At 30.3% G+C, this 20,910-nt stretch carries 18 protein-coding genes; 3 read left to right on the top strand and 15 right to left on the bottom strand.

The window, feature by feature from the left end; all coding sequences use genetic code 11:
• Nucleotides 1-18: 18 nt before the first annotated feature.
• From ACG3M1_RS20855 to loaP, 15 genes are all read right to left on the bottom strand, one after another.
• The gene (locus ACG3M1_RS20855) at nucleotides 19-1,083 is read right to left on the bottom strand and encodes an acyltransferase family protein (RefSeq protein WP_008816483.1); all 1,065 of its coding nucleotides are present in this window, start codon (nucleotides 1,081-1,083) and stop codon (nucleotides 19-21) included.
• A gap of 96 nt (nucleotides 1,084-1,179) precedes the next feature.
• Entirely contained in the window at nucleotides 1,180-2,199 is a 1,020-nt protein-coding gene (locus ACG3M1_RS20850) for a hypothetical protein (RefSeq protein WP_118003132.1), read from the bottom strand.
• Nucleotides 2,200-2,219: 20 nt separating this feature from the next.
• Nucleotides 2,220-3,527: an MBOAT family O-acyltransferase gene (locus ACG3M1_RS20845; protein WP_157133574.1), complete on the bottom strand. Its 1,308-nt coding sequence runs from the start codon at nucleotides 3,525-3,527 to the stop codon at nucleotides 2,220-2,222.
• A gap of 182 nt (nucleotides 3,528-3,709) precedes the next feature.
• Nucleotides 3,710-4,915, bottom strand: coding sequence for a glycosyltransferase (locus tag ACG3M1_RS20840; protein ID WP_008816480.1), 1,206 nt, complete (start codon nucleotides 4,913-4,915; stop codon nucleotides 3,710-3,712).
• Nucleotide 4,916: 1 nt separating this feature from the next.
• Nucleotides 4,917-6,365 (bottom strand): lipopolysaccharide biosynthesis protein, encoded by a 1,449-nt coding sequence (locus ACG3M1_RS20835; RefSeq protein WP_008816479.1) that lies wholly within the window; start codon nucleotides 6,363-6,365, stop codon nucleotides 4,917-4,919.
• Nucleotides 6,358-7,839 (bottom strand): O-antigen polysaccharide polymerase Wzy family protein, encoded by a 1,482-nt coding sequence (locus ACG3M1_RS20830; RefSeq protein WP_008816478.1) that lies wholly within the window; start codon nucleotides 7,837-7,839, stop codon nucleotides 6,358-6,360. Before ACG3M1_RS20830 ends, ACG3M1_RS20835 begins: the two co-directional genes overlap by 8 nt.
• Nucleotides 7,836-8,819: a glycosyltransferase family 2 protein gene (locus ACG3M1_RS20825; protein WP_008816477.1), complete on the bottom strand. Its 984-nt coding sequence runs from the start codon at nucleotides 8,817-8,819 to the stop codon at nucleotides 7,836-7,838. The genes ACG3M1_RS20830 and ACG3M1_RS20825 overlap by 4 nt, the downstream gene beginning before the upstream one ends.
• Nucleotides 8,819-9,793: an SDR family oxidoreductase gene (locus ACG3M1_RS20820; RefSeq protein ID WP_008816476.1), complete on the bottom strand. Its 975-nt coding sequence runs from the start codon at nucleotides 9,791-9,793 to the stop codon at nucleotides 8,819-8,821. The genes ACG3M1_RS20825 and ACG3M1_RS20820 overlap by 1 nt, the downstream gene beginning before the upstream one ends.
• Nucleotides 9,794-9,804: 11 nt before the next feature.
• On the bottom strand, nucleotides 9,805-10,590 hold the full coding sequence (locus tag ACG3M1_RS20815) for a hypothetical protein (RefSeq protein WP_008816475.1): 786 nt from the start codon (nucleotides 10,588-10,590) through the stop codon (nucleotides 9,805-9,807).
• A gap of 1 nt (nucleotide 10,591) precedes the next feature.
• Complete coding sequence (locus tag ACG3M1_RS20810) at nucleotides 10,592-11,503, bottom strand: UDP-3-O-(3-hydroxymyristoyl)glucosamine N-acyltransferase (RefSeq protein ID WP_008816474.1); 912 nt, start codon at nucleotides 11,501-11,503, stop codon at nucleotides 10,592-10,594.
• A 2-nt stretch (nucleotides 11,504-11,505) separates the two neighbouring features.
• Complete coding sequence (locus ACG3M1_RS20805; RefSeq protein ID WP_008816473.1) at nucleotides 11,506-12,813, bottom strand: nucleotide sugar dehydrogenase; 1,308 nt, start codon at nucleotides 12,811-12,813, stop codon at nucleotides 11,506-11,508.
• Between the two features lie 15 nt (nucleotides 12,814-12,828).
• The gene (locus ACG3M1_RS20800; RefSeq protein WP_008816472.1) at nucleotides 12,829-13,812 is read right to left on the bottom strand and encodes a glycosyltransferase family 2 protein; all 984 of its coding nucleotides are present in this window, start codon (nucleotides 13,810-13,812) and stop codon (nucleotides 12,829-12,831) included.
• Between the two features lie 12 nt (nucleotides 13,813-13,824).
• Complete coding sequence (locus ACG3M1_RS20795) at nucleotides 13,825-14,517, bottom strand: sugar transferase (RefSeq protein WP_008816471.1); 693 nt, start codon at nucleotides 14,515-14,517, stop codon at nucleotides 13,825-13,827.
• Nucleotides 14,502-15,719 carry a DegT/DnrJ/EryC1/StrS family aminotransferase gene (locus tag ACG3M1_RS20790; protein WP_008816470.1) on the bottom strand — a complete coding sequence of 406 codons (1,218 nt, stop codon included), beginning with the start codon at nucleotides 15,717-15,719 and terminating at the stop codon, nucleotides 14,502-14,504. Before ACG3M1_RS20790 ends, ACG3M1_RS20795 begins: the two co-directional genes overlap by 16 nt.
• A 33-nt stretch (nucleotides 15,720-15,752) precedes the next feature.
• Nucleotides 15,753-16,265 (bottom strand): antiterminator LoaP, encoded by a 513-nt coding sequence (gene loaP, locus ACG3M1_RS20785; RefSeq protein WP_216880614.1) that lies wholly within the window; start codon nucleotides 16,263-16,265, stop codon nucleotides 15,753-15,755.
• A gap of 260 nt (nucleotides 16,266-16,525) precedes the next feature.
• On the opposite strand from loaP, the gene ACG3M1_RS20780 reads away from it, so the two are divergent.
• The 3 genes from ACG3M1_RS20780 to ACG3M1_RS20770 all read left to right on the top strand — a co-directional run bounded on the left by ACG3M1_RS20780 (nucleotide 16,526) and on the right by ACG3M1_RS20770 (nucleotide 20,908).
• Entirely contained in the window at nucleotides 16,526-18,037 is a 1,512-nt protein-coding gene (locus ACG3M1_RS20780) for an LCP family protein (RefSeq protein WP_008816500.1), read from the top strand.
• Nucleotides 18,038-18,294: 257 nt separating this feature from the next.
• Complete coding sequence (locus ACG3M1_RS20775; RefSeq protein WP_216880616.1) at nucleotides 18,295-20,319, top strand: RCC1 domain-containing protein; 2,025 nt, start codon at nucleotides 18,295-18,297, stop codon at nucleotides 20,317-20,319.
• A 1-nt stretch (nucleotide 20,320) separates the two neighbouring features.
• Entirely contained in the window at nucleotides 20,321-20,908 is a 588-nt protein-coding gene (locus ACG3M1_RS20770) for a hypothetical protein (RefSeq protein WP_008816503.1), read from the top strand.
• Nucleotides 20,909-20,910 lie beyond the last annotated feature (2 nt).

Here is a 20,910-nt window from a genome sequence, read left to right as displayed (position 1 = left end):
TTTTCTAATTAAAAATAATTAGAATATACCATTCAACTTTGGAATATGCTGCATTATTTTATTAACTATGTAAATTCTAATACGTCCGATCAAACTAGTTATAACAAATGCAGCGATAATAATAATAGTGACTTTCATAAATATATTACCATTATTTACATAAACATTTAAATCTAATATATCAACCCAGAATATTAAACCACTTGGGCCCTTCAATGAAAGCAAAATATAAATATCTAAACTAGTCTTAGAAATACAATTTATCACATTATTAAACTTAGTTATATTCATGTTTTTAAATAAGTAGAAAAATGAAAAAGATGCAAAGACTGAAGGTAAAGAGCTTGTGAAATTAAGGAAGGATGCGTGTGTAATACCTGCAAAATCTAGGTAATTTGATAAAAATTTATAGGGAACATCATAATATAAAATATACCAAGATACGATAAATAAATAAGATATAATGAAGACAAGTAGACATATTTTCTTATTATCCACTATCTTTAATGGTTGATAAATTCGTAAATACCCTGTAATTAAATATAAAACGCAAAACCATCCAAGTTCAGAATAAAATGCTCCCCTTACTTGCGGAAGGAATGTCATAGGTAAGACAAATAAGGCACTTAGAAATATAATCATATTTCTGAATTTTCTTTTTTCATATTTAGAAAGTATTAAATTTAGAAGGGGAGTTAAAAAGAGTAGGAAAACATATGCTGTAATGAACCATAGTGGCTGAAAAAAAACAGGAAACATATTAGTTATGAGATATACTAAATCTGCCTTGCAAAAACAAACGAATGATATGGCAATCGGTACTGTATAAAAGATTGTACTTAACCAGGTATTTGTTATACGTTCAAATTTAAAATTTTGTTCACATAAAAACCAAGCACTGATAATTACAAAAATATTAACTGATATCCTTCCCATTCCAAAAAATAGCCCTGTCATAGCAAATCGACTTGGTAATTCTAATGCATTGATATCTACAGTGGCATTAACTGTGTGATATGATAATACAAATAATGCTGCTATAATTCTTAAAAGTTCTATATTGCTATTTCTATTTTTCTTCATATAATAATAAATCAATGAATTGCCGTTGATTTATTAAACACCTCACTTTTTTTATACGCTATCTTTTAATTTCTATTATTATTAAATAATATCAATTTAATCAAAAATTTTTGAAAAATCATATGTTACTAAATAATTTCTGAATTGCTGTAATGTGTTATCAATATTTTCTTTTGTTAATTTATTTCTTTCATACGCAATTGCTGCTAAAATATATTCACTAATACTCTCGCTATAATGTGAATAGTCTTTATAATTATCTAAATTCTCAATTATATTCAAATCGTTTTGAAAATAATATATCTTAACATTTTCAAACTCGAGAAGCTTTTTGTACACATATAATTGTACATCTAGCTGATAGTTTATTTTACCTTCTCCTTTATTTCGATACCAATAAATAATACTATATGGAGGAATAAAAATTTCAAAATCAGTTTCTGGATTCATTTTAATTGAGTTTATTAAATATTTCATATTGTTATCAATAATTTCCTTTTCTATATCACTTAATTCTTTCTCAGGAACATTAGAATAATCAATGTATTTATAATCATTAATCCAGTATTTTTTTCCAAAGTTAACAGTATCATACCAGCAGTAAGGGCAATCAGTATCCTTTGCTTCGGCTTCAAGGGCCTTAATTAGTAGATTCTTGTTAAATACATATTTCAATGAGCTTAAGAAGTCACTCTTATAAACAAATGTAGGAATGTCAAATCTAAACTCATACTTCGGATAATCTAACAAATGGTCATCTAATCCGATAAGAATAGTATTTATTTTATTTTTACTCTTTAGCACTTGAGAAAGAGCTAAATCTAAATCTTTCGCTCTCATCCCGGAATAACTTAACTTGATTGAGTTTGAATTAAAAGCTTTATTAAAAGAACTGATCTTAAAATTTTCAGTCATAGAAGAGCCTATAATTACAGAGTCATAATCAAAATTATTTGCAATGCCAGAGTTTTGATATATCTCGTCAAAGTATTTAGGTTTCATTAAAGGTTTATGAAACTTAAAAATAGGATCATACCACCATACAATCCCTCCCCCTAACAAGAGCATAGTGATATTCATAATCATAAAGAGTTTTACAAATTTTTTTGTGCCCATATATACTTACCTCTTTCCTATCAAAAATTAACATAAATGTAGCTTACGATAGTACCTAATGAATATATAGACCACAAAAAAAGAACGCTAAATAATACAATATGCTTTAAGTTAAGATATTTAATCAAATGTTCTTCAACACAATTTATTATATTTTTTTCCTGCAGTATATATAGTATTAAGAGTAGAAAAATAAAAACAGTAAAAATGGAATATCTTGATGAATAGATATGACCTATTGATAATAATTTTGTAAACTCAGGAAATATAAAACACATATTAAATGTGTTATCTATTGCGCCAAAATCACACGCTATAAGCTTGGTAAAAAAATGAATGGCTTCATGAATGCTATCAGACCTAAAAAGAATCCACAAGCAATTGATTATACTAAATGTGATAAGCCATTGTAAAACATCATTTAGTTTATCCCATTGTCCCCTAAAATACTTATTAAGACCTAATAAGATTCCATGTAAACATCCCCAAATAATAAATGTCCAGTTTGCCCCATGCCATAAACCACTTATAAAGAACACTAAAATAGTATTAACATACATTCTTATTTGTCCTTTTCGATTACCACCTAGAGGAATATAGATGTAATCAGTTAAAAATTTTGTTAACGTAATATGCCAACGTTTCCAGAACTCTATAAGTGATTTCGATTGATATGGTAAATTAAAGTTTACAGGCAAGGTTAAATTGAACATATTCCCTATTCCATATGCCATTTCAGAATAACCACTAAAATCAAAGTATATCTGCAATGTATAGGCTAATGTTGTTAGTATTGCTGTAGTAGTATTTAAGTTATCTATGTTTCCAAATCCGATATCAGCAAACTTAGCTAAAGTGTCTGCTATAATAACTTTTTTAAAGAGTCCTATGGTAAATGTGATAATTCCTTTACTGAAACTATCATAATTAAAGATCTTTCTATCTTTATCTGTAAATTGTTTAATGATTTGATCGTGTCTTGTAATTGGCCCTGATAATATATATCCAAAAAATAAAATATGTATTGTATAATCTACTAATTTATAATGAAACGTATTAGCATTATGATATGTGTCTGAAATAAAGCTTATCTGTTGAAATGTAAAAAAACTCATACCTACTGGTGCAATAAGTTCAGTAATTGACATATCAAAATTGAAGAAGGTATTAATATTATCAATGAAGAAATTTGCATATTTAAAATATCCTAACATTCCTATATTAATTAACACCCCTATAATAAAAAAGATTTTTTTATATCTTGTATTATTCTCAAATATTTTATAAAGTGAAAAATTTAAGATAATACTTATTAAAATTACAATCATACCTATAATATCTGTTAAATTTATATAGAAGATAATCGAAATAATTAACAATATTAAATTTGCATATTTTTTAAGGTTAAAATGGCAGGAGCTCCAATAAAGAAATAGAGATATTGGTAATAAACTAAATATAAATTCATATGAATTAAAAAACATAATTTTTTCCTTTCTTTAGGGCTTGATTACATATCAAAAATTTTTAATAATTTATTTAATTCTTTTCCATTGTCAGAATCTGACGAATTTTTCAATGCTTCGGAAAATGAAGCACGCAATTCCTGATTAATTATTAATTTCTCTATTTTGTTTGCAAGATCCTGTGAATTCTGTTCAGCTATTAAACCGTTAATTCCATCAGAAATCTGGTCACTCATTCCTGGACAATCTGTTATTACAATAGGTAATTCAAAAAATTTTGCCTCTCGAATAGTAGTAGAAAATCCCTCATGTTTTGATGATTGTACATAGATATTTGCTGCTGCTAAATAAGGATATGGATTATCTTTTAGACCAAGCAAGAAAAAACATTTCTTTAATTCATTTGCATTAATCATTTTTTCAAGTCTTGCTCTGTCATTCCCTTCACCTAAAACAAACCATTTGAAATTATAACCTTTTTCTTTTAGTATTTTACATGCTTCAATGGATTTATCATAACCTTTTACTGGTCTTAAATTCCCAATTGACAGAATAGTGATATCTTTATTATCATTAAATTCTGATTCAGCAATTTTCATTTTCGATTTCTTTGCAATTAAATCAAAGTCTATTATATTATACATTGTATAGATTTTATCAGCAATCTGCGGAAATATATTTTTCATCTTTTCAGCATTTGCATTTGATACAGAGAATAGATAATTTAATTTTTTGAAATACGGTATATCATGATTTTTATCATACCCCCAAAGCTCATAATCTGCTCTAATCCAACCTATTTTTATGCAGGCATTCACTTTTTCAGTTACATAAAAATTTGATAGACCTTCTAAAAAGCTCACTGCTACATCATACTTTTTATTTAAATTTGGGATATATTTATTTATTTTATCCCAATCATAAAAAACTTTTTTTGCATTTGTTAAACTATTCCATTTTAACCGAATAGTTGTATAAATACGTGTCATTACGATTTGAAAATAATTAAGCAAATATTTGAATTTAAGCAAATGCTTGACATGGCAAAAACACAGATCAGTTAATAAATCATTTTCTAATAAATTTACTTCTTTTGGAACAGAGTTTATATAATGCATATCATCCCTACGAAACAGCATTAAATCTATATCATATTTAGTAAAATCCATTTTATTTAATAAAGCCACTACTGCACGTTCAGCACCGCCACAAGAGAGTGTGGGAATTATAAATAATAGTTTCTTTTTCATTTTATTTTCTCCTTATTAAATTTTTAATCTCCATAGATACAAAATTAAAAAGATAATAGAATTCCTTTCTATATATACACATTATAATTAAAAGACATATTATTATAGAAAATTCTCTCAATATTAGCTGGTTTGAAAAAAAATAATTGAGAAAAGCAATTGCATACAGTAACAAAATGGATATGTATAAATAATTATAATTATCACTTAATTTATAATACTTGCTTCCGATATAGGTTCTTATGGAAAGCATAACTACAGAGGCAGTTCCAGCAGCTAGAGCACCTCCCATTATCCCTAGATATGGTACCAATATCAAACTTAAAAAGATGTTTGTTACTACACTCCCTGAGAAAGTGTATATATTCTTGTAGCTTTTTTTGGATAACATTATACCGATGCCGGTAGTATCTGCAATTGAATTGCATATAGGTGATAATATTAAAAAAGGAAAGAACAGTCTACTTATTCTATATTTTTCTCCTAAGAGAAGATAAATGAAGTCTTGTCCAATTATGATAAGTATAGCAAATGAAATTAATAAGAAAGATATACACTTATGTACTCTGGTTAACCGATATTTATGTGTTTTATAATTTTCATAAGCAAATGGTGCCCAGTATACATTAAATCCAGTTTGTATAATTGTTAAAATGTTCGCTATTGAAACTGCGTTTGTATAAATACCGATTGCTCCGTAATCCACAAATCTTTTCAAGACAAATTGAGGAATCGAATTATTAAGCCAAGACAATAACAGCACAGGCAAATATGGTAATGCGAAACGTAAAATCATGTATATAGATTCCTTAGGAATTTTTAAATCTATCTTGATCGATTTTCTTTTGATGTAAAGAAATAATACCGCTACCATAAAATAGCCTATACTCATAGTTGCAATAGCTGCTGTATGCTTAGGATGAAAAAAAGCAATAAAAGCGAATAAGACCTTTTCAATAAATGTTATACATACCGTTTGAATTGTATAGGAAAAAACCTTTTGTTCCATTCGTGATGCAATGCTTGTCATCCTTAATGAAACACTTGAAAAAATTGATATTATTAAAAAAATCGATATAGAAATTTTAATATCACCTGTAATTTCAGTTGTCACTTCTTTAAAAAAAATCAATACAATTAAAGCGCATATCATTGACATACTAAATGAAAAAAATATACATAAACCTAGTAACGTTCTTTTGTTAATTTTAAATGGTGGTTCATTATAAAATCTCATGAATGCCTGATCTAGCCCTAATATGCTTACTGTCTGAAATAAAACCATAAAGGTTGTAAATAAATTTATTTTTCCCACTTCTTGAGGCAAAAATAATCTTGTTATGATAGGTGTTGAAATAAAACTAATTGCAGCACTTATCCAAGAAGCACTGGAAAACCCAATCAATCTTTTTACAAAACCTCTACTATTATTCGATACCTCATTAACCATTTTTCATTTTCCTTTTTAACTTGTGTAGCTTATTTAAAATAATATCGTTATAAGAATAAACAAATATTATCAATAATGCAGAAATTACAGTTATATTTAATATATATGTTATTGGATAATCAGCAGCTCCTCTTGGTACATAAAACATGATATTAATGGCTTGTAAAAAACATCCTATGATAATTGGATTTCTATACAATGACTTATATATATATGCTAAGAATGCCCCATATACAGTGTTCAATACTGCAACACCAATATATCCTAAATCAAAATATGCTTCAGCAACATAAGATGAGCCTGCCCCGTGTCCCTTTAAATAAAGCTCGGGATCTATTAAATAAGTAAGTGAATGCATAAAAGAATATCCACCTAATGCAAAGTCTTTAGTATGTTGCGCTGGTAAATGCATATCAAATAAGAAGGCAGTAATTTGATTATACTTAAAATAATTGATTATATCTGCAATCGTATATATTCTTGATGGTAACTCGCTTTCATAATATTTACCGTATCCTATAACATCAACACTTCTTCCAATACTTCTAAAAAACCTGATGAATTGATTGAAAATCGTTACTTCATTTGTATTGAACCCCTCTCTGATATAAACAAAAAAACTCATAAAAGCAAGAAAAAATGGTATGACTATAAATGCAATGATAATATAACTTTTTTTTATCCATTTCTCCTCTGGAGCTAAAAGTTGTCTTAATCCATAATAAAAAACAATTATCAAAATTGCCTGTGATAAATTCGTCCTGTCACCTGTAAGCATTTGTAAACAACCATTTAGTAATATAAAAATTATCGGAATCCTTATTTCTTTTTTATCAGGGAAACAACCTAAGAAAACAAAAACTGAAATAGTTCGCATATTTGATATTACTCTAATAATTGAGGGTATTTTTGATTCAAAGCTTGTATATAAGGCGCCATACGAATCATTTAATATATAGAAAAACTCCTCTAAAACCATAGGAATTGTAGCTAGTATAGCCAAATAAAATATAAACTTGCTTATCTTTTTAATTCTATATAAGTGATATTTATCTTGAAATAATGGTCTGTCTTGCAATTTTATAAACTTTTCAATAATTAGAAAGCCGAATCGTAAAAATACTATAGATATAAATAAACATAAATTTATATGGGAGCCGATTGGAGGATCAAAATTATATGTAACATACCCATATGTAAATAAATCCACAAACATTCTTCCCATTAAAAATAAAAAAAAGACAAGGTAAAATAATAATAAACCTAATCTTTTTTTTATATTTTGGCAACAATACAATAAACTAGAAAAAAATACTATTAATATGGCATAAAACATCCAAGTTGTATACCCTATATTATATGAATATAAAAAAAACAATAAACCAATTATAAAAAGGGTTTTATCAACAAAGGAGATTATTTTAAAACATTTTCCATCGAAATTAAAGGGCATTTTTTTGGTGTGTATTATCACTTTATCAATCTCCTCCTATCCCAAGCAAATACCAATACTTTAAGAATATTGATATTTTTTTTGTATGCATTTTTTATAAAAAACAGTTTCATTCTATTACATTTTTTTAAATATGGATTGTAAATCCATCCATTATATTCTTTATCAAATGCTGTTAGATGACTCTTTATTTCACTATTTTTATATTTTGACTTAATCATCAATAATGTTTTTGAATAAACAAGTTCAAGGATATATCTATATTCAATTTCTTTTTCAAATCCTTTGTTTACCCTCTCATTTGTCACTTTAATGATTTTATCATAAAAAGAAAAATCATCTATTTTGTTTATATTTGAAATAGATCCCTTACGTTGATAATAAAAATATAGTGGTTCATTAACTATCGTAATTTTACTTGTATATGTTAAAAGTGGAATAGTTAAGGGGAAATCCTCCCCTCTTTTTATATCTTCTGGAAAATCAAAGTCTTTTTCAAGAAAAAAATCAGACCGATATAAACGCCTTGTAGCACTAGGTTGTGGTACAAGTGCTATTTTATCCTTTTGAGATGATTCTGAGGAGATTCCTTTAAAAGAATCAATAATCTTAATCTCATTATTATCCCATGCATAACAGTAACCACACATTACTATATCTGAATTGTATTTTTTCGCATTACTTACAAGGAGTTTTAATGTATCAGCGTGAATCCAGTCATCACTATCAACAAAAAAAAGCCATTCACCTTCCGCTTTTTTCACTCCACTATTTCTACTTCCAGCAAGTCCTTTATTTTGTTTGTGTGATAATAATTTGCAAAAGGGATATGTAGAAGAATATTGTTCTGCTATGGTCTTCGATCCATCTGTAGAACAGTCATCAATCATTATAATCTCCATATTAGAGTAGGTTTGAGAAATCAATGAATCAATACATCGTTTTAAATAAGGCTTTACATTATAAATGGGAACAATAATAGAAACTAAGCCATCAACCATTATAAATTCTCCTTATACCATTCTATAGCTAGCTTTATTCCATCAGAAAAGTTATATTCAGGATCATATCCCAGAAACTTTCTTGCCTTACTTATATCTGCGTTAGAATGTTTAATATCGCCTTTTCTATCAGGACCGAAAACAGGTTCAATATTTTTACCTAAACTTGAACACAGATTATAGTAGATATCTATTAAATATTCTCTACCGCCAGAAGCTACATTATATGCTTCTCCTGCCACTTCTGAAGAAGCTAGACAAGCCTTCAAATTAGCTTCAATGACGTTATCAATATATGTGAAGTCTCTAGATTGCCTTCCATCCCCATTGATTGTTGGTGCTTCATCATTCATTAACTGTTTTAAAAATTTAGGTATTACAGCAGCATATGCTCCATTTGGATCTTGTCTTCTCCCAAACACATTGAAATATCTCATACCATATGTGTCTAGATTATATAATTTTTTATACATTTTTCCATATTCTTCATCAACACGTTTTGTTAATGCATAAGGTGATAACAGGTTTCCTTCCTGTCCTTCAACTTTTGGTAGTATGGGGTGGTCACCATATACTGAAGAACTAGATGCATAAACAAACTTCTTTACATTTGTCTGTCTTGCAGCTTCCATCATATTAAGTGTACCGCCTATATTAACCTTTTCATAATATAAGGGCATCTCAATACTTCTTGGTACTGATCCCCATGCAGCTTGGTTCAACACATAATCTACACCATTACATGCTTTTAAGCAGGTGTCGTAATCTGTTATATCTCCTTTGATAAATTTATAGTTTGGATTGTCTAAAAATAACTCAATATTTTCTCTTTTTCCTGTTGATAAATTATCAAGGCAGATAACATTGTACCCCATCTTTAAAATAGCCTCGCATAAATTAGAGCCTATGAAACCAGCGCCTCCGGTTACTAAAAAAACACTATTTTCTGGAAACTTCAAATTTGTATATCCCATTTTGATTCCTCCTATTTATCTATATGAAAATAACATTGTTCATTTTTAATTTCGTTATGTATTTCACTGAAACGCTTAAATTCATCATTTAATGTAGTTATCAACTCGTCATCTTTTTCGTTAAGTAATGATTTGAAATTATTAAAATTATCATATCCTTCTTCAGTCCATGAAAAAGGATGAATTAAAATTTGTATTTTTTTATTTTCGGTTAAATCTTTACCTAAAGGTATTCCATAATTCCAATGATGTTTAGAATCTGCAATATATTTTACATCAAGTTTCGTATAATCAGTTATTTCATCAGCATATGAAAAGAATTCTGGAGCATAGGCATTATAAATTCCAGGAATTTGAATCTTATGATAATAAACTTCTTTTATTGGCCTGTGTATTGAAAATCTATCAATTTTAGTTCCTAACATTTCTGATAAAATACGTATTTGATCCCGTACCCCATCACGCACTTCTAAAAAATCTGTCTGCCCATTTAAATGATAGTGTAAACCTATATGATGTCCATTATCAATCATTTGTTTGAGTAAAATCATATTTTTCAAAGAAAAAGCATTATAAAAATTATTAGTAATCTGCACAAAATAAGTTGAATAAAACCCATTTTCACTCTCAACTAATGAAAGATTATAAGCTCTTTCTATGGAAAACTCTATATCATGTCTCATTAAAATAAACTCATCTTTATCTATCGCATTACTGTAATCACAATATTTTCCAGTTTCTTTTATATCGCTTATAATCTTCTTATATGTTTCATAAGATGGTTTAAAATTATCCATTTCATTTCACCTTTCTTTCATTAGTCTTGCCTGGATTACCATAAATCAAAACATCATTGTCTGTATCGTGTATTACATTAGTACCTATACCTGTGAACACCTTTTCTCCAATTGAAATTCCATTTAGCACAGTAGTTCCCGGGCCTAGCCATGTGTCATCTCCTATTTTAACACTACCTGAAACTTCACAATTTGCAGTTATTGCTACTCTTTTTCCAATAATTACATTATGAGCGATATGGCATAAATTATCGATCTTTGTATAATCTCCAAGAACTGTGTCGCATAAACATCCACGGCAAATACATGTTCCAGCACAAATTCTCACGCTTTCTCCAATTATAACTCCTCCTAAATGAGGAACAATAAATGGATTTCCATCCTCGTTATTCGCTAAGCCAAAACCCGAAACGCCAATTAATGCTCCTGATTCGATAAACGTATTGTTACCTATTTTAACTTTTCCTTGTATTACCACATTGTGCATAATAGTAACATTGTCACCAATTTCAACATCTGCATCGATAAAACAATTATGTCCTATATATACATTACAGCCCAAAGTCGATGTTAATACTGTAGAAGTATTCTCAACCTTACTGATTTTTTCTTCAGGATTTATATCCTTAAAAATCACTTTCATGATTGTGAAAAAATTTGCTTTTAAATCTTTTATGAATATCGTGTTTCGTCCAGAGAAATCATAATCTTCTAGTGAAGCTATAAATAAAGTATTTTTAGAGCATAATATCTTTTCACGGCTGTTTTTATCATATTTTTTTAACCACGTTATTGCATTTTCTTTCAGCTCATTTAATGAACAATATGTATTTATTTCAAAATCATCTAAAATTGAGATTTTATAATCGATATGCAAATCATTAATCACATCTAAAATATCTTTTATTGTCATAACTATAGTCTCCAATATGTATAGCCCGCATCCTCATATGATTTTCTGTTTAAAATACCTTTAACATCGATAATGATCTTGCTATTTCGAAACATATTATTAAATTTATCTTTTGTATATTTATGGAAACATTCATGTGCAGTAGCAATAATCAAAGCATCTAAGTCTTTTAATTCCTCTAAGTCTTTAAAATCGATATTATAAAGTTTTTTTGCTTCTTCACTATCAGCAATAGGATCTACTATTATAGGAGTTATACCATATTCACCTAATTCTTTAACTATATCGACTATTTTTGTATTTCTTGTATCTGGACAGTTTTCCTTAAATGTGAATCCTAATATGCCAATTCTTGCATTTTTAATATTCTTATCATTCTCAATTAATTTTTTTACTGTGTTTTCAGCAACATATTTCCCCATATCATCATTAATTCTTCTACCAGATAATATGATTTGTGAGTGATACCCCTCTTGTTCTGCTTTATAAGTCAAGTAATAAGGATCAACCCCAATACAGTGTCCGCCAACTAAACCTGGATAAAAATTTAAGAAGTTCCATTTTGTTCCTGCGGCTTTTAAAACAGCATGTGTATCAATATTCATTTTATTAAAAATAATTGACAACTCATTCATAAATGCAATATTAATATCTCTTTGACTATTTTCAATAACTTTTGCAGCTTCAGCAACCTTAATTGATTCAGCTTTATAAACACCGGCTTCGACCACTATTTCATATATAGCTGCTATTTCTTCTAATGAATCTTCATCCATGCCAGATACTATTTTCGTTATCGTTTCTAATCGATGAATTTTATCTCCAGGGTTGATTCTTTCTGGTGAATAACCAACTTTGAAATCTTTTCCGCAAATCAATCCAGATTCTCTTTCTAATATTGGTATACAAATATCCTCTGTAACACCTGGATATACTGTTGATTCAAACACAACTATAGAGCCCCTACTAAGATTTCTTCCTACAATCTCACTAGCGCCTTCTACAGGCGATAGATCAGGAGTATGATCATCTCGGACTGGAGTTGGTACCGCTACAATGAAAAATTTTGCTTCTTGTAGTTTAATCTCTTCACTTGTAAATTCTACCTTACATTCTTTAATAGCTTCATTACCGACTTCTTTAGTGGGATCAATACCATTTTTATATGATTCGATTTTATACTTATTTACATCAAAACCAATAACATCGCATTCTTTTGAAAAAGCAACTGCTATTGGCATTCCCACATAGCCTAATCCTACTAAGGCTATTTTTTCTTCTTTATTTCTAATTTTGTTATATAAATTCATAATGAATTCCTCCTTTTATAAATTTCTGTAATGAATAAATGAATTAATTGACCCAATCCCATATGCAGTATGCATTAAAAAAAATAGAAATATCGTTTTCATTAGTTGAATAGGATACCTGTTTTTTTGTAATCCAGCAAAAAGCGCTAGTATGAAATAAAAGATAAGTTCGCATAAAAGTATTTTCAAAAAAAGCATACTAAAAATACTTAAAGAACCTAAAATGATTATACTTAGCACAAAAAAAAGCGGTATTAAATGTCTGAGCATAAGTGAACGCTTGTTTTTTTTCCAAACAGCGATATTCCATTTTCCATTATGATATGCTTGTTTGATAATTCCCGTATAAGTATTTCTAGCATAATATTTTACTTTAATCTCAGGATTAAAGTAAAATTTCCCCCCAGCTGCTGTGATTCTTGCATGTAATTCTGTATCTTGGCTTCTTCCTAATGATTCATCAAAAAAACCTATTATATCAAATATCTCTTTTCTGTATAAACCGCATGCTGCCGTATCAGCATATTGCGCTGTATTAGAGACTCGAAATGTAGAGTTACCAACACCAAAAGGAGAAGACAAAACATTAGAAATTATCTCGTGATTTTTACCTTCAACGACAGTAATTGCTTTTCCACCGACACATGTTACATCTTGCATTTCCAATAAGGTTGATATACTTTTGTCGAGAAAATCTTTATATGCTTCAACGTGAGCGTCTATTCTTACGACATAGTTTCCTTTTGCTTTCTTTATTGCTAAATTCCACCCTGACGCTAAAGTTTTTTTGGGGTTGATTATTATTTGATAATCTAGTTTAGAATTTTCCAGTATGTTCTCTGCAATTTTCAGTGTTTGATCTTCAGATACACCATCTACAAAAATTATTTCATATAAATCCTTTGGATAATCTTGTTCAATTAAAGATTTTAAACTTTTTTCTATTGACTTCCCAGCATTTCGAGCAACTATAATTGTAGAAATATATGGTTTTTTCATCTATCTTCTCTCCTATAAAACCGTTATCAAACAACAATAAATATCTTTATAAAATCTGTAATTAATAAGATATTTTAGGTTATAACTCATCTTTTTAGGCAATATTTCACTAATATATAATTCATCCGTATTTCTATATTTATTTTTAACTAATTCTATAACATCTTCTTCATTTTTGAATTTTACACTGGCCACAGATGTTATACCGGCAGGTAATAAAAGTGTAGCCTTCATTTCGTCCGTATAACTATCTACATATCTTTTTACTTCTGGCCTTGTCCCAACAAAGCTCATTTCTCCTCGCAAAACATTGAATAACTGTGGTATTTCATCAAGTCTGCACTTTCTTATTTTATTTCCCACTTTTGTTATTCGCACATCATTTTTTGTTGTAACTAATGTTCCTAATTTATCCGCATTAACTATCATTGTCCTGAATTTATAAATATGAAATATTTCCCCATATTGCGTAATCCTTGCTTGCCTGTAAAATACAGGACCTTTGCTATCTAATTTAATCCAAATTGAGAGTAGTATAAGGAGCGGGGAAGTGATTATAATCATAATTAGTGACATTACTATATCGAATATTCTTTTAAAAAATAGACTAATTTTCTTCTTTGATAAACTCTCATAATAAACTTTCACATCTTCATTTCGCATAAACTCCGGCAACTCTTCCCAGTCTTTTAATAACATCCGCATGCTTTTAAAATCTCCTTGAAACAAGTAATGATATAGTCGATATCTGTCTTGTCTAGTTTGCTATACAGAGGAAGGGTAATTTGATTTTTATATTGCTTATAAGCATTTGGATAATTTTCGATATCAAATTCTAAATTTTTATAAGCAGTAAGCATAGGTAATGGCTTATAATGAACATTACATGCTATTCCTTTTTCTGCCATCTTGATGATGATTTCATTTCGTTTTTCTTCTATGATGTTATTCACTCTTACAAAATACAGATGTCCGCTTGACATATGATTATCATCTTTATGATTTAGTAATGTAATAGGTAAATCTTTAAATGCTTCATCATACCTTCTGATAATTTCATGTCTCCATTTCAACATTTTTTGGTAACGTTTCAATTGTATGAGCCCAATAGCAGCATTGATGTCCGTCATATTGCACTTGTATGCAGGCATGACTATGTCATATTCCCATGCACCTAGCTTATTTTTAGATAGAGCATCCTTTGTCTGACCATGTAGAGATAACAATTGATATTGCTTATATAAATCTTCATCATTAATTCCTTTTCTTGATTTCCAAGTTACCGCTCCACCTTCTGCTGTTGTTAGATTTTTGACAGCATGAAAGCTGAAACAAGTAAAATCTGCAATCGCTCCTGCATGGATACCATTTTGTGTTGCTCCAAAACCATGGGCACTATCTGCCATAACAATGACCCTATTGAATACTTTTTGTATATCATTATTTGCCTTGAAAAGATTCTTTCTAGATTCGACTGCCTCGTAAATTTTTTTGTAATCACATATGATACCAGCTAAATCTACGGGAATTATGACTTTTGTCTTTTCTGTAATTAAATCCGGTAATTTATCATAATCCATTTCAAAACTGTTTTTAGCGCAATCTATCATAACTGGTGTTGCCCCTACATGGCAGATTACACTGCAACTAGCAGTATACGTATACGCCGGAACAATAACTTCATCTCCTGGTCCAACACCAAGTACATGCAAAGTCAATTCCATTGCAGCTGTTGCACTATTTAAACAAACTGTTTTATTTGTTCCAACATATGCTGAGATTTGTTTTTCAAACTCTTTTGTACGAGGCCCTGTTGTAATCCATCCAGATAATATAGCCTGCTTTACTTCCTCTACCTCTAATTCACTCATATCAGGGGGTGAAAATGGTATATTTCTTTTTTCCAATGCTATCCCTCCAAAATAAAAGCAAGTCCCTTTTCAGCACTTGCTTATGATCTCTAATCCGACTTTTGTTGTGGTTTCTTTGTTGAACATACTGAGCTGAAGATAGGCGATCCGCTTATGCCGATCTATTCTTATGATTTGTCCTTCCTTCCCCTGTAATGGTCCTTCTGTTATAAATATCTGCTCTCCCTGTATGAAGCCTGTAGACATCTCTACAACATGTTCTTCTTTTCCGAATGACTTCATGAAAGCAACTTCCTCTTCATTCAAAGGAAATATGTCTGCCTTTTTCTTACCGATGACCTTCACGAAATCAGGTATTTTTTTAAGCTCTATATTTAACTGATCGATCTGATCCGTTATCATGAAGATATAGCCTTTGAACAGGATATCCTTTACATCATGCCATTTCCCCATGTATTTCTTTTTTCGGATATACTCAGGTATAAAACACTCCTGCAGCACATCCTTTGAAATCATGGTCCGGCACTTCTCTGCAATCTTTCTTTCATGACCGCTTCTTACCTGTACAACATACCATTTCATGCTGCTTCCTCCAATAGGGTAGGCTTCGCCTATCAAACTTCTTTTCAGGTTTGACTTTATAACATCTATGACCACACATTCGTGATGAACGTGACATAGCAACGATCCATCCCTCAGCATTCTTTTCAACCTTGGATAACTGTCTATTATCCTTTATTGATGGAATTTGCATAATATTAAGGAAATGTAATACAAATCGTATGGTCAAACTGTAAAAAAACCTTTATAATAGTACTGTTGATGAAATGAGGAGGCTGTTTATGGCTAAGAAAATACATAAGGCGAAAAAAACACCTTTATTAAAAAATGTAGGGTTTTATTTTGTTCTTCTTTATGCGTTATTGACATTAGGGATGATTGTACAGGTGTTCACGGTTAATGTTATTCCTATGAAATATGCGATGATTGTTTGCGTGATTCTTTTATTGTTACTGTTGGGTATGTATTATCTGCAACTTGGGAAAAAAGTAAATAAAGTAAATAAGGTATTGGGAAAAATACTGATTGTTATATTGGCGGTATTCTTAGGTGTTGGAAACTGGTATCTATTTAAAACAGGATCAGCATTCTCTAGAATGACCGGGGATGATTCACAAACCTCTGTAGTGTCTGTTGTTGTTATGAAAGAAAATAAAGCCAAATCTATTGGTGATTTGAAAAATAGTAAGTTTGGTTTAACGAAGACCGGAGACAAAAATATCATGGAAAAGGGACTTTCAGATATAAAGAAAGATGCTGGACAGGATATATCAACTGTTGATTATAAATCTTATAAGACGATTGCTGATGATTTATATGATGGTAAGATTGACGCTATCATTATGGATGAAGCTACCAGAAGTTTATTTGAAGACAATCATTCAAAATTCGATTCAGAAACAAGGATTGTAAAAAGCTATAAATATAAGACTACTACTAAAGACATTAGTAAAAATGTAAATGTTACTTCTGAACCATTCAATGTTTACATTACCGGTATTGATACTTATGGAACAATATCAACTGTATCCAGATCTGATGTTAACATGATTGCAACAGTGAATCCGAAAACACATCAGATTCTACTAACTAGCATTCCTCGTGACTATTATGTACCTCAGCCATGTCAGGGTGGCCAGACAGATAAACTGACACATACCGGTATCTTTGGTGTAGATTGTACAGTTGAGACAGTGGAGAATTATTTCGGTATTGATATTAACTATTATGTTCGTGTAAATTTCTCAAGCGTTGAAAATATCGTTAATGCTTTAGGTGGTATTACAGTTAATAATCCTGTAGCATTTACAGCAAGTGACGGAACTTATTCATATGAAGCAGGAGACGTTTATATGGATGGATCAAAAGCATTACGCTTTGCCCGCGAACGATATAATTTAGGCGGCGGTGACCGCGACCGCGGTAAGAATCAGATGCGTGTAATTACCGGTATTATAAACAAAGCAATTTCACCATCTATTATTACAAACTATACAAGCATTCTGGATGCAGTCAGTGGCAGCTTCCAAACAAATATGAGTAATAATGAAATGACATCTCTGATCAAAATGCAGATCAATGATATGAGCGGCTGGGATATCGAACAGATTTCTGTAAATGGTACTGGTAATGCCAGCGCATGGTCACCGGCAAATGGATTTAATTCATGGGTAATGGAACCAAATGTCAATACTGTAAAACGCGCTGTTGAAGTTATGAAAAAAGTTGAGAATGGTGAAGATGTAAAAGCTCTGGCTCAACAGGTCATGGAAGAAAATACAGCAGATGAATAATATTTAAATAAAAAGTCAGTTTATTATTGTAGATTTAATTGCAGTATAGACTGACTTTTTTGCATGATGATATTTAGAAATCTTGTGCACATGTGATATGAAAGACTACTTGAATCGAAGTTTTAGACCTCTTTCTCCCACATAAATAAAGAATTCCTTTTAGTTCCTGCAATCATCAGGTTAATAAAAATGATATAAATTGTTTACAAATACTTAATTGTTTTATAAAATAAAGGTATAAAAAAGAGGGTGGGAATATGAATAATTTATTTTACATGCTTTATAATTGCATGAATAAGGACAGTATACGTAATCGATTAGATTCAGTATATTGGCTTTATAACGTTGAAAATATCATTGTAAAGCGTAATGGTGTGTGCAGAAGATTTCTAAAGGTAAGATTTTTTAATCGATTTTTCAATGAACAAAATGATTTAATGCAAATGAAATTTAATTTTCATGGGCAGGAATTTACGATTAAACGATTTGAACCTGTTTCAGAATATCAGAATCAGAATTTGCAAGGATTTGTATATGAAATAGAGTTATCTGACGCATCTACAGATTTATCATTAATTAGCTATATTACAGATGGAAAAGAATATGTTGTGAATGGACATATAGTTTCGAATATCAAATTAAGCTGTGATCGTCAGCAATTGAATTTATTAAATGATTATACTTCAGGATTAACGGTTCATAATCTACCTTTAATAAATAATGCGTTTTGGGTCTGTACCTGCGGATTTTGTAATGCAGCAGAATCAGATATCTGTGAATCGTGCGGTTCTGAAAAACAAAAATTGATTGAATTAATGAATGAAGACTTGAAAAATAGGGCTTATAAGCAGCCAGATAAATTTCTAATAATGAATGAGCAACAGACGCTTGACGATATCCTTGAAAATTATGCAACAAAAATGGAAGATACTTACGGTTTAGATAAAAAGAAATTATTATCATGCATGGATGAGGATTTGTTAAAAATAAAGCATGAAAAGTTGATAACTGATAAAATTAATAAATTTCTGGAAGATGAAAAACTTATCTTATCTGTTGATTTAAGCTTTGAAGAGAATATAAGAAGGTATTGTGAAAAGATAACCGGCCCGCTGATAACGACAGAAATGGTTATACAGAAAGGAAATCTGAAAGAACGTGAGGCAGAGTATCGACAATTATGTGAATCCCAGATGCTTGCTGAACGAGATAGGAAAAGGAAACTGGCCATCATGGCTGCAGCAGGCGTTCTTATTCTGAGTGCTCTTCTTATCATTACAGCAATGCAGCAAATACCACATGATAATGAAAATATAACTGACTCTGTTTCCGCTAAAAAAGAACAGAAAGCTATAAAAGAACAGAAAAATGAAAAAGGTATAGTGAATACTGAAAATCACAATTCTCCTCAAATCGATGCCGGTGTATACAGTACGATAGCTTTAAAAAAAGACGGTACCGTATTATCTACAGAGATTCACAAAGCTGAAGATAATCGTGGACAAAATAATGTGAAGGATTGGGAAAATATAATACAAATATCTTCCAATGAATATCATACAGTGGGTTTGAAAGATGACGGTTCTGTTGTTTCAACCTCAGTAAATACTTCTAACGATACAGGACAAGCAGAAGTAGATAGATGGTCTGATATTGTTCAGGTATCTGCTGGGACATGGCATACCGTTGGGTTACGCAAGGACGGTACAGTGATATCTACCTTCATTGATGATATGTATGATTTTGGGCAGGGTGATGTAACTGATTGGACAGATATCATTCAGGTTTGTGCAGCATGGGATCATACTATAGGATTGAAATCGGATGGAACGGTTGTATCTACAAAAATCAATAATGAAAAATACGATTTTGGTGAAACGGATGTGGATGGTTGGACAGATATAATACAAATAGCGTCAGGCTCGAATCATACACTGGGGCTGAAAAAAGATGGCACTGTTGTTTCTGCAGGATATGAGAAAGATGGGCGTTGTTCCGTATCAGACTGGCGTGATATTATTGCAATATCAGCAGGTAGATTTCACAGTATAGGGCTCCGTAAGGATGGAACTGTAATAGCTACGGAGATTCTTGATAAAAAAGAGAATTTTGGTCAGACAGAAGTACAGGAATGGAGCAATGTTGTACAGATTTCTGCCGGATGGCTTCACACTGTCGCTTTAACACAAGATGGACATATCTTATATACTGAAATTAATAAAAAAGCAGATGACAATGGTCAAACTGAAGTAGCTGAATGGAATTTAAATGGAGGGGATTAGAATGAATTATCAGGCTGATGTAAATGTACTTTCTTCACCAATATTAAAAATTGAGAAGAACATAATAGAAATGGATGATGCAATTATTCAAATTAAGAATGTTGCCAGTGTATCTCTGCGTTATCCGCCTAAGTATGGATATTCACCTTATGCAATAGGTATTTTCATAATTAGCTTTTATATTTTTTTCTATACAGTGACTGCTGCTGAAATAAAGTTTACCAGCTTTATGTTTTTGATTAGTGCGGCAATTTCAGGATATATGCTTTATCGCACTTGGGAAAAAAATAAGAATCTTGGGAAAAATATTATTATTTCTACGGGAAGTGGAATTAGTTTCTGGATCAATAGCAAAGATGATGAGTTCTCCTTAAAGGTTATCGATGTGATTAGAAATATCATGAATGGACATGCAATTGAAAATGAAATCATTATTAACCTTGAAAAGCTGGATATCACAAATCATGGGATTATGGTATATGCGGATCAATCTAAGACCTCATATTCCGATATCAGTGATTCGATCATAGGCAGCGATAATAAAGTGAGTATTTCGGATGCTGATGAATATCCGGAATTGAAAATATAAAG

The sequence above is a fragment of the Clostridium sp. 10cd* genome, from assembly GCF_044336395.1.
GTDB lineage: Bacteria > Bacillota_I > Bacilli_A > Erysipelotrichales > Erysipelotrichaceae > Clostridium_AQ > Clostridium_AQ innocuum.
Note: the sequence above shows the minus strand (reverse complement) of the source record. Positions and strands in the feature narration are given on the sequence as shown.